Raw genomic sequence first — 14585 nt, 5'->3', positions numbered from 1 at the left:
CCAACTCCGCGCGCCCGGGGGGGGCGGGGGGGGCGGGGGCCCCGCGCCCCCCCTGACCCCCCCCCCCCACCCCCCGGGGGCCCCCCCCCCCGGGGGGGGGGCCGGCCACCGGTGCGTTCAGCGGAGGGTCACTTGCCCTTCGCGGCTTCCTTCAGCTTCGAGCCGGCGCTCACCTTGACGCTGAAGCCCTCGGCGATCTGGATCGGCTCGCCGGTCTGGGGGTTGCGGGCGGTGCGGGCGGCGCGCAGGGTGCGCTCGAAGGTCAGGAAACCGGGGATGGTGACCTTCTCGTCGCCCTTGGCGACGACCTCGCCGGTGATCTCGGCGAAGGCGGCCAGCACGGCGTCGGCGTCCTTGCGGGTCACCTCGGCGCGCTCGGCCAGCGCGGCCACCAGCTCACTGCGGTTCATGTGTACTCCTGTGGTCTGTTGCTCTGCCGTACGCGGAGGCATGGCCGGTCCGCGGCACGGTGCTCGTTCAGGCGAGGGGTGGTCAGGGGCCGGGCTCGCACCGCGAAGCGCCGCAAACTGCCCGCCTGGGTACGAATCCTGCCTCGACCGGCACTGAGAAAGCCAATCGGGTACCGGCGTGGTTGACCCGAACAGCGTCCGCCGGACAGAGGTGTGACGCTCCGTCGGTTCCGGGGTGGCCGGGGCGGGCGGCGGCCGGGACGACACGCCGTGGCACAACTGGGGACGTTCCGTACTTGTCGGACACGCCACCCCGTCGCAGGGCTACGGTACGCCCTGGCACCGACAAGCCCAAACACGCCCCTTTCCCTTGTGTCGCAAGGGATCCGGCACGTTCGCCGCAATCCGGCCGCGGCGACCGTACCGGGCGCTCACCGGCTCAGAGCTGAACGGCCGGGAACGCGGCGGTGTCGAGCGTTCCGACGATGCCCGGGGTGGGCTTCGCCGGGGCCGCCTCCGCGCCGCCACGGGCCGCCACGGCGGCGTCCCGGACGGCCGCGGCGACGGTCTTGGCGACACCCGGGTGGAAGACGCTGGGGATGATGTAGTTGGCGTTCAGCTCGTCGTCGGTGACGGTGGTGGCCAGCGCGCGGGCGGCGGCCAGCATCATCTCGGTGTCGACGCTGGCGGACTGGGCGTCCAGCAGGCCGCGGAAGACACCCGGGAAGACCAGCACGTTGTTGATCTGGTTGGGGAAGTCGCTGCGGCCGGTGGCGACCACCGCGGCGGTGTGCCGGGCCACCGCCGGGTCGACCTCCGGGTCGGGGTTGGCCAGCGCGAAGACGATCGCGTCCTTGGCCATGGTGGCCAGGTCGTCGCCGTCCAGCACGTTCGGGGCGGAGACGCCGATGAAGACGTCGGCGTCGGCCACCGCCTCCTTGAGGGTGCCGGTGCGGCCGGAGCGGTTGGTGTTCTCGGCGATCCAGCGCAGGTTCTCGTTCAGGTCCTCGCGGCCCAGGTGGACCACGCCCTGCACGTCCGCCACGGTGGCGTGCGCGACGCCCGCGGCCATCAGCAGCTTGAGGATCGCGGTGCCGGCGGCGCCGGCGCCGCTCATCACCACGCGGATCTCGCCGATCTCCTTGCCGACCACCTTCAGCGCGTTGGTCAGCGCGGCCAGCACCACGATCGCGGTGCCGTGCTGGTCGTCGTGGAAGACCGGGATGTCCAGCGCCTCGCGCAGCCGGGCCTCGATCTCGAAGCAGCGCGGCGCGGAGATGTCCTCCAGGTTGATGCCGGCGAAGCCCGGGGCGATGGCCTTGACGATCGCCACGATCTCGTCGGCGTCCTGGGTGTCGAGGCACAGCGGCCACGCGTCGATGCCCGCGAAGCGCTTGAACAGCGCCGCCTTGCCCTCCATCACCGGCAGCGCGGCCTTCGGGCCGATGTTGCCCAGGCCCAGCACCGCGGAACCGTCGGTGACCACGGCGACCGAGTTGCGCTTGATGGTCAGGCGGCGGGCGTCCTCGGGGTTCTCCGCGATCGCCATGCACACCCGGGCCACACCCGGGGTGTAGATCATGCTGAGGTCGTCACGGTTGCGGATCGGCAGCTTCGAGGACATCTCGATCTTGCCGCCGAGGTGCATCAGGAACGTACGGTCGGAGACCTTCCCGATGGTGACGCCGTCGATCGTGCGGAGCTTCTCCACGATCTCCTGGCCGTGCGCCACCGAGGACGCCGCGACGGTGACGTCGATGCGCAGCGCCTCCAGGCCGGAGGCGGTGACGTCGAGGCCGGTGACCGAGCCGCCGGAGGACTCGACCGCGGTGGTGATGGAGCTCACCGCGTTGCCGGTGGCCGGCACCTCCAACCGGACCGTGATCGAGTTCGAGACACTGGGCACCGTCGCCATCGACGTCCTTCTTCCTAGAATCAGCAGACCGTGACCGGCCTGGTAATCGCGCAGCATGCTAGGTATCGATCGTCGCACCTACCGGGTGCTTCCCAGAAATAACGTTCATTGAGTGTGCGGATCCGACAAACCCGCACGGCCCGGGCAGAGGGCCTCCTTGCCCGTGGGCGCCGATGCGTTACATTGGAACGGCACCGGCTCGATCCAAGCCCCCGGGCCCAACCTTCGTCCCTTCGAGGGACCACTTGCCGCGAGGCGAGCATGGCGGGTCGGTGTTCAGCTTCACGAAGGCCCCCCACCTCCTGGTGGGGGGCCTTCGCGTTACTTCAGCAGGGCCGGGACTCCGGCGGCGTCCGGCAGGTCGTCCGGGCCGGACAGCACCGTCAGCCGCTGGGTGGCGCGGGTCAGCGCCACGTACAGCACCCGCAGGCCCGCCTCGGACTCGCCGGCGATGCCGGTCGGGTCGGCGACCACCGTGGCGTCGTACTCCAGGCCCTTCGCCTCCAGGCTGCCCAGCGCCACCACCCGGTCGCCCAGTCCCTCGGTCCAGGACGCGGCCTCCGCGCGGCGGTCCATCGGGACGACCACCGCGACGGTGCCGTCCACCTCGGACAGCAGCCGCTCCAGCTCGGCCCGGGCGGCCTTGCCGAAGGACTCCGCGCCGGCGTCCCGGACCGCCGCGAACCGCGGGTGCACGCCGGTGGCCCGGACCGCGCTCGGCGACGGGGTGCCCGGCGCGGCCAGCGCCAGCACCTTCGCCGCCACCTCGGCGATCTCCGCCGGGTTGCGGTAGTTCACCGTCAGCGTGTGCCGGCGGCGCGGCTTGCCCGCCAGCACCTCGCCCATCGCCGCCTGCGCCTCCTCGGGGAACGGCCAGGACGACTGCGCCGGGTCGCCGACGATGGTCCAGGTCGCCATCCGGGCGCGGCGGCCGATCAGCCGCCACTGCATCGGCGTGAGGTCCTGCGCCTCGTCCACGATCACGTGCGCGTACTCGCGGCGCTCCTCGGGAATCCGCTCGCGCTCGCGCCGCCCGTACGCCCGCTCGCCGTACGTGGTGACTTCCTCCAGGCCGGTCAGCAGGTCGATCGCGTCGACCTCCCGGACCTTCGGCCGGGCCGGCTCGCCGAGCAGCACCTGCAGCTCGTCGACCAGCGCCACGTCGTGCGCCGACAGGTCGCCGGCGCCGCGGTCGTCCAGGTGCCGCCAGGACGCCGCCAGCAGGCGGGCCTCCTCCGGGGTGACGGCCCGGCGGGCGATCCGGTTGGTGTGCCGGTGCTGGCGCAGCGTGGCCAGCACCCGGCGCGGGGTGACGGCCGGCCACCAGGCGTCCAGGAAGTTCAGGAACGCGGCCTCGTCGGAGACGTACTCGTCGAAGGACTCGCGCTCCTCCTGGCGCTGCTCGCGCTCGCCGTGGCTGACCGGCTTCGGCAGGTCGCGCACGGCCTCCGACCAGAGCGCGTCCAGCAGCAGGCGGCGGGCGCGCGGGCGCAGCAGGTTGAGCGGGGTGCCGCCGCCGCCCACCACGTTGCCGCGCACGGTCTTCAGCCGGCCGGCGTCCAGCCGCAGCGCCTGGCCGCGGGCGAACACCTTCAGCTCGGTCGGCGCGCCCAGCTCCAGGGCCGCCCGGGCGGCCCGGCGCAGCAGCTGCACCATCCGCGAGGAGCCCTTGATCCGGGCCACCTCGGGGCTGTCGTAGCGGGCCGCCTCGATGCCGTCCACCAGGCTGCCGACCGCGCGGATCGCCACCTGGCCCTCCTCGCCCAGCGAGGGCAGCACGCCCTCGGTGTAGGAGACCAGCAGCGCCGTCGGGCTGACCACCAGGATGCCGCCCGCGTAGCGGCGGCGGTCCTGGTAGAGCAGGAACGCGGCGCGGTGCAGGGCGACGGCGGTCTTGCCGGTGCCGGGGCCGCCGGTGACCAGGGTGGCGCCGGCGGCGGCCGCCCGGATCACCTCGTCCTGCTCCTTCTGGATGGACGAGACGATGTCGCGCATCGTGTGACCGCGGGCCCGGCCCAGCGTCGCCATCAGCGCGCCGTCGCCGACCACGGCGAGTTCCTCGCCGTCCAGGGTCGGGGTCAGGTCGGGACGCAGCAGGTCGTCCTCGACGCCGATGACCTTGCGGCCCTTGGAGCGGATCACCCGGCGGCGGATCACCCGGCCCGGCTCCAGCGGCGTGGCCCGGTAGAAGGGTGCGGCCGCCGGGGCCCGCCAGTCGATCACCAGCGGGCCGAACTCGGCGTCGAGCACGCCGAGCCGGCCGATGTGCAGGCTCTCGGCGACCGCCGGGTCGGCCGGGTCCATCGGTGTCTGCGAGGGAATCCCGTGTTCCTCGGGGGCGTCGGCCTGCTGGAGGTCGATGCGCCCGAAGAGGAAGTCCTCGAACTCGTTGTTCAGCCGCTGCAGGTGCGCGCCGGCGCGGTACACCTGGGCGTCGCGCTCGGCGAGTGCGCCGGGGGTGCCGACCTGCACGCGCTTCGCGGCGTCCTCCAGGATGTACTCCGCCTCGGCGAGCTTCTCCTCGAGCCGTTGGTAGACGGTGTCGAGATGCTGCTGCTCCTCCGCGATCTCGCGGTCGCGGAGAGTATCGGTGTGGTGCTCGGCAGAGCCGTGCGCGCCCAAGGAGCCCCCAGAGGTGCGGAGAAAAAGGCGGACGGACGATCTTACGGGATGAACTGTTCCGCGGACGAGGACCCCCGCCCACCGACGCCCGGACCGGGGACCGGGGACCGGCCCGGAACGCACGAGAGCCGCCCTCCTGGTGGAGGACGGCTCTGCGATGCACATGGGGTGGTGGAGATGCCGGGAATCGAACCCGGGTCCAGTGGAGAGGATTCAGGACTTCTCCGAGCGCAGTCCGCTGTGAGTTTCTCGGCCCTGGCAGTCACGCGGACAAGCCGCCAACAGGCCCAGCCACTGTTTGATTTCCCCGCCACCCCCGTGACCGGAGTGGAAGGTTGAGTTCCCTAGATTATGCCAGGATCCGGGTCGGGAACGCCCCGGGCTGACACCCATTCACTTTCGCAGATCAGGCTGCGAGAGCGAACTGCTGGGAATCGCGCTTAGAGTTGGCGATTATATTTTTGCGACAGATGGTTTACGAGATCATTGCCGCGTTCCTCGGCTCGCTTCTCCTGTTTCGACAGCCACTGTCGAAACCGATCATCCCCATGTTGATTTGACAAACAGCACCGGCGGGCGAGGCCCTCCGGGTGATGCGCTGCCATAGTACTCGGGCGGCGCGTCAAGGGTCCAGCGCATTAACGAGCGGCGGCCGGCGGGTTCTTCGCGGCCGCCCCCGGAGTACCCAACTGCTGGGCCAGCCACGGCAGCTGGCGCTGGAAGGCGCCGGCGGCGAACTGCCAGACGTGCCGCCCGGGCTCGACGTTCAGGCGGGTGGTCAGCCCGGCCTTCCCCGCCGCCGCCTCCAGCTGCTTGGCGTGCGCGAGCTGCCCGCTCTCCTGGTCGCCGACGTCGAACATCCCGGTGACGCCCTTGTACTTGCCGCGGTGCGCGGCCAGCACGGTCTGCGGGTCGTAGGCGGCCCAGGCGGCGGCGTCGCCGCCGTACAGCTTCTCGATGGTCTGCTGCTTGTCGCCGATGTACGGGCCGAGGTCGCCGGAGATGTCCAGGAAGTGGCCGAACACCTCGGGGTGGGCGGCGGTCAGGGTGATCGCGCAGGTGCCGCCCATCGACCAGCCGGCCATCGCCCACTTCTTCGGGTCGGCGGACGTGTCGAAGGTCTTCTCGACGTACTTCGGCAGGTCCTTGACCAGGTGGTCGGCGGCGTTCCCGGCCGGGCCGTCCACGCATTCGGTGTCGACCTTGAAGCCGCCGGTGGCGTCCGCGAACACCAGCACCGGGGAGAAGCCGTTGTGCTTGGCCGCGTAGGCGTCGGCGGTCTTCACCGCGTTGCCGGCCCGCACCCAGTTGTCGGGGGCGGCGAACTCGCCGCCGACCATCTCCACCACCGGCAGCTTGGGCCGCGTCTTGCTGCGGAACCAGGCCGGCGGCAGGTACACCAGCTCCTGCCGGTGCGCGAAGCCGCTCGGCACCGCGGGGACGTCCACCGCGACCACCCGGCCGGTGCCGGTGCGGCCGGTGGTCTGCAGCGCCTGGTCCAGGCTCATCTGGTCGGGCACCGGGGAGCCGGAGAGTTCACCGACCGCGTCGCCCAGCGTCGGGTAGTAGCCGGTCGCCGCGTTCAGCGTGTTCGCCCCGGCCAGCACCGCCGCCAGCATCGCGACGGGCACCGCCGCCCGGTGCCACCAGCGCGCCCCGCGCCAGCCGGCCACCAGCACCAGGGCGGCGAGCAGTGCCACGCCCAGCCAGACCCACAGCGTGGCGGGAAGCGGGTCGGTGATCCCGGACAGCTCCAGCACCCCGACGGCGAGCAGCCCCGCCGCGCCGGCCGCCGCGCCGACCGCCACCGGCAGCCGGCGCAGCCACCAGCGGCGTCCGGGCCGGCCGATCGCGGCCAGCAGTGCGGCGACGGCGAGCGCGCGCACCGTCCACGGGAACCAGCCGTCCAACAACGAGATGTCCACCCCGGGATGGTAGGCGCCCGAGCGGCGGCACCGCGCCATCCGGGTGGACGGTGACGAAGCTGCGACAGTGCCGCCGGTCAGCTGCCGGTGCCCGGCACGCCGAGTTCCTTGGCCAGCCAGGGCAGCGATTCCCGGAACGCGAAAGCGCCGAACTGCCAGTCGTGCTTGCCGGGGTGGATCTGCACGCTGGTCTTCAGGCCGGCGGCCTTCGAGAGCTTGTCGAGCTCCTGGGCGGTGTTGCGGTGCGCCTCGGTCTCCTCGGAGCCGACCATGAACATGCCGCTGGAGTTCTGGTAGGTGTCCTTCTTCGCCTTCGCCATCACCGTCGCCGGGTCGTGCGCCTCCCAGGCGGCCACGTCGCCGCCGAACAGCTGGTTGATGGTGGTCTGCTTGCCGCCGAGGTTGGGGCCCATGTCGCCGGAGATGCCGACGAAGTGACCGAACACCTCGGGGTGGACCACGCCGAGGTCGACGGCGCAGGTGCCGCCCATCGACCAGCCGACCACGCCCCAGGAGCGCGGCCCGGTGGCGGTGTCGAAGGTCTTCGTGATGTACGGCGGGATGTCCTTGACCAGGTGGTCCTCGGCCTTGCCGTGGGCGCCGTTGACGCACTCGGTATCGACGTTGAAGCCGCCGGTGGCGTCGACCATCACCAGGATCGGGGCGTAGCCGTTGTGCGCGGCGGCGAAGTCGTCGGCGGTCTTGACGACTTCACCGGCCCGGATCCAGTTGTCGGGGGCGGCGAACTGGCCGCCGATCATCTCCACCACGGGCAGCTTGGGCCGCGTCTTGCTGCGGAACCAGGCCGGCGGCAGGTAGACCTTCTCGCGGCGGTGCTTGAAGCCGCTCGCGTCGGCGGGGATGTCCACCACGACGACCCGGCCCTCGGTGGCCTTGCCGACGGTGGTGAGGGCCTCCTCGAGGCTCATCTCCTGCGGCACCGGCGCGCCCGACAGGTCGCCCAGCGCGGCGTCCACGCTCGGGTAGTAACCGGTCGAGATGTTCAGCGAGTTGGCGGCGCACAGCATCGACAGTCCGGCGGCCACCGGCACCGCGGCCAGGTTCCACCACTCGGAGTTGCGGACGCCGGCCGCCAGACTGCCGAGCGCGAGCAGGGCGCAGCACAGCCAGAACCACAGGCCGAACGGCAGCGGGTCGTCGATGTCCCCGAACACCTTGGCCAACAGCGCGAGCAGCGCGGTCAGCGCGACCGCGCCTCCGGCCACCCAGGGAAGTCTGCGGCGCAACCAGAACGGACTGACCCGGAACAGCGCCACCGCGGCCGCCGCCAGGGCAAGTATCCGCAAGGTCCAGGGCAGCCAACCGCTCAGCAGTGAGATCTCCACCCACAGATCGTACGCAAGCCCCAACTGCGCAGGCCCCAACTGTCCGCGTACGACCGGGAGGTACTGTTTACCTGACGTGCAGTCAACCGCTCCTGGCGGCGCCCTCAGCCCTGCCGGCGGCGGGCCGCGGCAACGGCGCGGTCGGACTCGCGGCGGTCCTGGCGCTCGCGCAGGGTCTGCCGCTTGTCGTAGAGCTTCTTGCCGACGGCGAGGGCGATTTCGAGCTTCGCGCGGCCGTCCTTGAAGTACAGGGACAGCGGGACCAGCGTGTGGCCGGTCTCCTTGGCCTTGGACTCCAGCTTGCGGATCTCCATCTTGTGCAGCAGCAACTTGCGCTTGCGGCGGGCCGAGTGGTTGGTCCAGGTGCCCTGGGTGTACTCGGGGATGAAGACGTTGTCGATCCAGGCCTCGCCGCCCTGGATGTACGCGTAGCCGTCGACCAGGTTGGCCCGGCCCTCGCGGAGCGACTTGACCTCGGTTCCGGTGAGCACCATTCCGCACTCGTAGGTGTCGAGGATGGTGTATTCGTGCCGCGCCTTCTTGTTCTGCGCGACCAGCTTCTTGCCCGTTTCCTTTGCCATAGCTCCGTCATTCTCGCACCTCGGGGGCGCCCTCGGCAGCCCCTTTACGGCGCGCCGGACGGTTCGGGGGCGGGGCTCAGCCCGTCCAGCACCCGCAGGGCGAGGTTCTCGGTGCCGGTGTCGTCGCCGGCGGGGGCGGGAACGTCGGGCTGGACGCCGGTGCCGTCCGGGGAGCGGCCGGCCGGGGTCTGGTAGCGGCCGACGGTGAGTTCGAGCACCGAGCCGTCGGCGAGCGTGCTGGGCTGCTGGACGGTGCCCTTGCCGAAGGTGCGCTCGCCCACCAGGACGGCCCGGGAGCGGTCCTGCAGGGCGCCGGCCAGGAGTTCGGCGGCGCTCATGGTGCCGCCGTCGACCAGCACCACCAGCGGGACGGCGGTGTCGCCGCCGGGGGTGGCGGTCAGTTCGCGGTGCTCGCCGCGCGCCTGGTAGCTGGCCACCGGGCCACCGTCGAGGAACGCCGAGGCGACGCCGACGGCCTCCTCGACCAGGCCGCCGGAGTTGCCGCGCAGGTCCAGCACCACGCCGCGGGCACCGGCCGCGGCGGCCCGAACCTGGCCGGCCACGCCCTTGGTGAAGGCGTGCACCGCGATCCGCGCCACGCCGGGGCTGGGGCGGTCGGTCTCGACCTCACGGGCGGCCAGTTCGGCCCGGGTCAGGCCGAGTTCGCGCACCGGCCCGTCGCCGTCCTGCACGCCGACCACGACCTCGCTGCCGGCCGGGCCGCCGCGCAGCCGGGACACCAGTTCGGTGACCGGCAGTTGAGCGGCCGGGACGCCGTCCACGCTGACCAGCCGGTCGCCCGCGGCGATGCCGGCCCGGGCGGCGGGCGAGCCGGGCAGCACCTCGGCCACCTCGGTGGGGCCGTCGGCGCTGCGCTCGACGGTCAGTCCGACGCCCGGGTAGCGGCCGCCGGTGAAGTCCCGGTACTGCTGCGGGCTGAGGTAGGCCGCCCACCGGTCGCCGCTGGCGCCGACCAGCTGCCGGGCCTCCTGCGGGCTCAGGTCGGCCCCGGACAGGTCCGCGCCGCGGACCCCGTCGGACGACAAAGGGGCCCGGGGCGAACCGATCGGTTCGCCCCAGGCCCCGGAAGCGGCTCCGGCGAACAGCACGGCGCCGAACACCAGGCCGAGGGTCATCCCCTGGCGTACACGTGGAGCTGTCGGCATGCCAGCGAGTGTAGGGCCACCGGCGGGCGCTGCCGACGGCCCGTCAGACCTTCAGGTACTTGCGCAGGGTGAAGAACGCCGCGATGCCGGCCATCGCCATACCGACCACCACCAGCAGCGGAATGACCGCCAGCACCGAGGACAGGCCGATGAAGTTGATGAACAGCACCTTCTTCGCCAACCACCCGTGGACGAAGAAGTGACCACCCAGAAGCAGCAGCGAGGCCAGGCCCGCACCGAGCAGCGCGGAGAACGCGGCCTCCGCAATGAACGGCATCTGCACGTAGAAGTTGGAGGCGCCGACCAGCCGCATGATGCCGGTCTCGCGGCGCCGGCTGAACGCCGACACCCGGACGGTGTTGACGATCAGCAGCAGCGCCACGCAGAGCATCAGCGCCATGATCACGAAGGCGGCGGTCTGCAGGCCGCGCAGCAGGCCGAACAGGTTCTCCAGGATCTTGCGCTGGTCCTCGACCGACTTCACGCCGGGCTTGCCGGCGTAGGCGCTCTGGATCACGTCGTACTTGGTCGGGTCGTTGAGCTTGACCCGCCAGGACGCCGGCAGCGCGTCCGGACCGACCGCCGCGAGCAGCGGGTTGTCCGGGTTGGACGCCTTGAAGCGCTGGTACGCCTCCTGCGAGCTCTCGAAGGTCGCGCTCTGCACCAGCTCGGTGCGCTTGTCCAGGTCGGCCTTGACGTCCCTGATCTGGTCTTCGGTGGCCGCGCCGGCCGCGCACTGGGCGGAGTTGTGGTCCGACTTGGCGCAGAAGTAGATGCTGACTTCGACCTTGTCGTACCAGTAGTCCTTCATGGAGTTGACCTGGTCGCGGACCAACAGCGAGGCACCGGCGAGGGCGAGCGAGAGCGCGACACTGACCACGACGGCGATCGTCATGGTCAGGTTGCGGCGGAGACCGACGCCGATCTCCGACAGAACGAACTGGGCGCGCATGCTTCTCTCTTCTAGCTCTGGTAGCCGTAGACGCCGCGGGCCTGGTCACGGACCAGCAGACCCTTGTCGAGCTCGATGACGCGCTTGCGCATCTGGTCGACGATCGCCTGGTCGTGGGTGGCCATCAGCACGGTGGTGCCGGTCCGGTTGATCCGGTCCAGCAGCTTCATGATTCCGACCGAGTTCTGCGGGTCGAGGTTGCCGGTGGGCTCGTCGGCGATCAGCAGCATCGGACGGTTCACGAACGCGCGGGCGATCGCCACACGCTGCTGCTCACCACCCGACAGCTCGCCGGGCATCCGCTCCTCCTTGCCGCCGAGGCCGACCAGGTCGAGCACCTCGGGCACCACCTTGTTGATGGCGCTCTTCGGCTTGCCGATGACCTCCAGGGCGAACGCCACGTTCTGCCCCACGGTCTTGTTCGGCAGCAGGCGGAAGTCCTGGAAGACGGTGCCCAGTTGGCGCCGCATGTGCGGCACCTTCCAGTTGGAGAGCTTGCCCAGGTCCTTGCCGAGGACGTGCACCTCGCCGGTGGACGGGCGCTCCTCGCGCAGGCACAGGCGCAGGAACGTCGACTTGCCCGAACCGGACGAGCCGACCAGGAAGACGAACTCGCCCTTCTCGATCTCCAGCGAGACGTTGTCCAGGGCCGGACGGTTCTGCTTGGGATAGGTCTTGGAGACGTTGTCGAATCTGATCACGGCTGCATCACGGGGCCATCCTAGGTGGATCGGAGCCAGTGACCTTACGCGATGCCCTTGCGTACCCGCAGTAACCGGGCGGCTACCCATGGGGATTTCGTCTGCTTCGGTTCCGGTTCGGACCCGAAATTGCGAGCTACGTCACAGCTCGATAACCCTTCCCCTCCGGGGGCCCAGGTGTCCGGAACCTGGCAGAGTGGTAGGGAGTCGGAACAGAAGCCGCCTCCGGCACGTTGGCTATGCAGCAAGGAGGACACGCATGACCTGCGACCAACTGGTGTGCGCCAACTGCAACGGCCGCGTCATCGACGGCCGCTGCCCGGTGTGTCGCGCCAACCGCGCCCGGCTCCAGCAGGAGCAGCACGGGCCGTTCGCCACGCTCAACCCGACGGTGCTACTGGCCGTCCTGTGCGCCGCCCTGATCGCGCTGGCGCTGCTCGCCCGCTGATTCCCAGGACCGAGAACACGGAAAGGGCCCCACCGCCGAAGCGGTGGGGCCCTTTCTCATTGCCTCGCTATGACGCTCAGCTCTCGCGCTGCTTGCGCCACCGGATGCCGGCTTCAATGAAGCCGTCGATGTCGCCGTCCAGCACGCCCTGCGGGTTGCCGACCTCGTGCTCGGTGCGCAGGTCCTTGACCATCTGGTACGGGTGCAGGACGTAGGAGCGCATCTGGTTGCCCCAGGAGCTGCCGCTGTCCTTGAGCGCGTCCATCGCGGCGCGCTCCTCCTGGCGGCGCCGCTCCAGCAGCTTGGCCTGGAGGACGTTCATCGCCGAGGCCTTGTTCTGGATCTGCGAGCGCTCGTTCTGGCAGGAGACCACCACGCCGGTGGGCAGGTGGGTGATGCGGACCGCGGAGTCGGTGGTGTTGACGCCCTGGCCGCCGGGGCCGGAGGCGCGGTACACGTCGATGCGCAGGTCGCCCTCGTCGATGTCGACGTGGTCGGACTGCTCGACGACGGGGAGCACCTCGACGCCGGCGAAGGAGGTCTGGCGGCGGCCCTGGTTGTCGAACGGGGAGATGCGCACCAGGCGGTGGGTGCCCTGCTCGACGGAGAGGGTGCCGTAGGCGTAGGGGGCCTTGACGGTGAAGGTCGCGGACTTGATGCCGGCCTCTTCGGCGTACGAGGTGTCGTAGACCTCGGTCGGGTAGCCGTGCCGCTCGGCCCAGCGCAGGTACATGCGCATCAGCTGCTCGGCGAAGTCGGCGGCGTCGACGCCGCCCGCCTCGGCACGGATGTTGACGAGGGCCTCACGGGCGTCGTACTCGCCGGAGAGCAGCGTGCGCACCTCCAGCTCCTCGACGGCCTTCTTGACGGCCTCAAGCTCGTTCTCGGCCTCGACGCGGGTGTCCGCGTCGTCCTCGGCCTCGGCGAGCTCGAACAGGACGCCCAGGTCCTCGACCCGGCCGCGCAGGGACTCCACCTTGCGCAGCTCGCCCTGGAGGAAGGAGAGCCGGCTGGTGACCTTCTGCGCGTTCGCGACGTCGTCCCACAGGGTGGGGACGGCTGCCTCCTCCTCCAGGGTTGCGATGTCGGCCCGGATCTTGTCCAGGTCGAGGACTGCCTCGATCGACGACATGGTCGAGTCGAGGTTCTTGAGCTCTTCGGAAGGATCGACGGCTGCCACGCCCACAAGGGTAATGGTTCGCCGGGGGGGCTCGGCTACAACCGGGGGTACCAGGTGGTGTGGACGGCTCCGGCGGTGGACGCGGGGGGCTCGGCGGCGAACGCCGTCCAGGCGGCGGCGGCCCCCGCGAGCAGCAGGATCACCGCGATCAGCACGGCCAGCGTGCGGCGGCGGCGGATCTGCTGGGCCCGGGTGCGCCGGTGGGCGGGCGCGGGCTGGGTGCGCTGGGCGCGGGACTCCTCCGCGTAGGAGGCGAGCTCCCCGGCAGACGGGCGGCGCAGGCTGGTGTGGGTGTCGCGGGTGGAGTCGGGGGTGGGCCCGGGCACCAGCGGGACGGCGGGGCCGCGGCGGCGGCGGTGGGTGCCGCGGCCGGTCTCCGTCTCGGCGTAGACGGCCTCGCCGGGGGTGGGCGCCTCCTCGGTGGCGGTCCGCTGGGCGGGCACCGCGAGCGGGCCGACCCCGGCCAGTTCGGGCAGCAGCTCGCGCAGCCGGGAGGCCAGTTCGGCGGCCCGCAGCCGGGAGGCGGGGGCCTTGGCCAGGCATTCGGAGATGATCCGCCACAGGCCGTCCGGCATCCCCTCGACCGGCGGGACGTTCTCGGTGACGTGCCGGCGCAGCACCGCTCCGGTGTGGCCGCCGCCGAACGGGGTGGTGCCGGTGAGCAGTTCGTACAGCACGGTGGCGAGGGCGTAGATGTCGACGGCGGCGCGCGGCTCCAGGCCCTCGATGATCTCGGGGGCCAGGTAGTCGGGGGTGCCGATGATCCGGGTGGCCCGGGTGCGGCGGGGGGCGTCGACCAGGCGGGCGATGCCGAAGTCGGTGAGCTTGGCGCGCGGGGCGCCGCCGGGGCCGGGCGGGGCCGCCAGGTCGAGCAGGACGTTCTCCGGCTTGACGTCGCGGTGCACGATGCCGGCGGCGTGCGCGGCGGCCAGGCCGTCGGCGACGTCGGCGATCACCGAGGCGGCGACCAGCGGGTCGAGCACGCCGTCGCGCTCCAGGCGGGTGCGCAGGTCGGTGCCCTGGACCAGGTCCATCACCAGGGCGAGGTCACTGCCGTCCACCACCATGTCGTGCACGCCGACCACCCGCGGGTGGTCGAGGCAGGTCAGTGCGGTGCGCTCCTGGACGAAACGGCCGACCAGGACCTGGTCGGCGGCCAGGTCCTCGCGCAGCAGCTTCACCGCCACCGGCCCGTCCGGGCCCTCGCCGAGCCACACCGTGCCGGCCGAGCCGCGGCCGATCACCTGGTGGACCGTGTACCGGCTGCCGATCTTGCGTGCCAATGCTGCTCCGTGGGCTCGTGAGGTCGGTGCTCGCGGAACAACCTACGCGCCCGAGC

12 protein-coding genes and 1 other RNA gene are annotated in these 14585 nt (G+C 71.5%); 1 reads left to right on the top strand and 12 read right to left on the bottom strand.

Annotation, left to right across the window (positions count from 1 at the left end; translation table 11 throughout):
• Positions 1-128: 128 nt before the first annotated feature.
• From ACFYST_RS29655 to ftsE, 10 genes are all read right to left on the bottom strand, one after another.
• Positions 129-410: an HU family DNA-binding protein gene (locus ACFYST_RS29655; RefSeq protein ID WP_014136004.1), complete on the bottom strand. Its 282-nt coding sequence runs from the start codon at positions 408-410 to the stop codon at positions 129-131.
• Positions 411-849: 439 nt separating this feature from the next.
• A complete protein-coding gene (locus ACFYST_RS29650) occupies positions 850-2325 on the bottom strand; it encodes an NAD-dependent malic enzyme (RefSeq protein ID WP_387647559.1) in 1476 nt (491 codons plus the stop codon).
• Between the two features lie 321 nt (positions 2326-2646).
• Entirely contained in the window at positions 2647-4947 is a 2301-nt protein-coding gene (locus tag ACFYST_RS29645; RefSeq protein WP_387866773.1) for a HelD family protein, read from the bottom strand.
• Positions 4948-5116: 169 nt separating this feature from the next.
• Positions 5117-5495: a transfer-messenger RNA gene (ssrA, locus tag ACFYST_RS29640) on the bottom strand.
• Positions 5496-5585: 90 nt separating this feature from the next.
• Positions 5586-6872, bottom strand: coding sequence for an alpha/beta hydrolase (locus ACFYST_RS29635; RefSeq protein WP_387866772.1), 1287 nt, complete (start codon positions 6870-6872; stop codon positions 5586-5588).
• Between the two features lie 77 nt (positions 6873-6949).
• The gene (locus ACFYST_RS29630) at positions 6950-8218 is read right to left on the bottom strand and encodes an alpha/beta hydrolase (protein WP_387647566.1); all 1269 of its coding nucleotides are present in this window, start codon (positions 8216-8218) and stop codon (positions 6950-6952) included.
• Positions 8219-8322: 104 nt separating this feature from the next.
• On the bottom strand, positions 8323-8799 hold the full coding sequence (smpB, locus tag ACFYST_RS29625) for an SsrA-binding protein SmpB (RefSeq protein WP_387647568.1): 477 nt from the start codon (positions 8797-8799) through the stop codon (positions 8323-8325).
• Between the two features lie 44 nt (positions 8800-8843).
• Entirely contained in the window at positions 8844-9965 is a 1122-nt protein-coding gene (locus tag ACFYST_RS29620; protein ID WP_387866769.1) for a S41 family peptidase, read from the bottom strand.
• A gap of 43 nt (positions 9966-10008) precedes the next feature.
• On the bottom strand, positions 10009-10917 hold the full coding sequence (gene ftsX, locus ACFYST_RS29615) for a permease-like cell division protein FtsX (RefSeq protein WP_387647572.1): 909 nt from the start codon (positions 10915-10917) through the stop codon (positions 10009-10011).
• An 11-nt stretch (positions 10918-10928) separates the two neighbouring features.
• Positions 10929-11618: a cell division ATP-binding protein FtsE gene (gene ftsE, locus ACFYST_RS29610; RefSeq protein WP_387647574.1), complete on the bottom strand. Its 690-nt coding sequence runs from the start codon at positions 11616-11618 to the stop codon at positions 10929-10931.
• A 259-nt stretch (positions 11619-11877) separates the two neighbouring features.
• Between ftsE and ACFYST_RS29605 the strand changes: the two genes are divergently transcribed.
• Positions 11878-12066, top strand: a complete 189-nt coding sequence (locus ACFYST_RS29605) for a hypothetical protein (RefSeq protein WP_387647576.1) — start codon at positions 11878-11880, stop codon at positions 12064-12066.
• 76 nt (positions 12067-12142) lie between these two features.
• On the opposite strand, the gene prfB is transcribed toward ACFYST_RS29605, so the two are convergent.
• Positions 12143-13246, bottom strand: a complete 1104-nt coding sequence (gene prfB / locus ACFYST_RS29600) for a peptide chain release factor 2 (protein WP_387647578.1) — start codon at positions 13244-13246, stop codon at positions 12143-12145.
• Between the two features lie 35 nt (positions 13247-13281).
• Entirely contained in the window at positions 13282-14529 is a 1248-nt protein-coding gene (locus tag ACFYST_RS29595) for a serine/threonine-protein kinase (protein ID WP_387866766.1), read from the bottom strand.
• Positions 14530-14585: the final 56 nt, after the last annotated feature.

This window comes from Kitasatospora sp. NPDC004614 (assembly GCF_042873675.1).
Taxonomy (GTDB): Bacteria; Actinomycetota; Actinomycetes; order Streptomycetales; family Streptomycetaceae; genus Kitasatospora.
Note: the sequence above shows the minus strand (reverse complement) of the source record. Positions and strands in the feature narration are given on the sequence as shown.

What these genes read in the sequence shown, in the direction of transcription:
- ACFYST_RS29655 (WP_014136004.1), bottom strand. Translation starts at nt 410, where the DNA reads ATGAACCGCAGTGAGCTGGTGGCCGCGCTGGCCGAGCGCGCCGAGGTG.
- ACFYST_RS29650 (WP_387647559.1), bottom strand. Translation starts at nt 2,325, where the DNA reads ATGGCGACGGTGCCCAGTGTCTCGAACTCGATCACGGTCCGGTTGGAG.
- smpB (WP_387647568.1), bottom strand. Translation starts at nt 8,799, where the DNA reads ATGGCAAAGGAAACGGGCAAGAAGCTGGTCGCGCAGAACAAGAAGGCG.
- ACFYST_RS29620 (WP_387866769.1), bottom strand. Translation starts at nt 9,965, where the DNA reads ATGCCGACAGCTCCACGTGTACGCCAGGGGATGACCCTCGGCCTGGTG.
- ftsX (WP_387647572.1), bottom strand. Translation starts at nt 10,917, where the DNA reads ATGCGCGCCCAGTTCGTTCTGTCGGAGATCGGCGTCGGTCTCCGCCGC.
- ACFYST_RS29605 (WP_387647576.1), top strand. Translation starts at nt 11,878, where the DNA reads ATGACCTGCGACCAACTGGTGTGCGCCAACTGCAACGGCCGCGTCATC.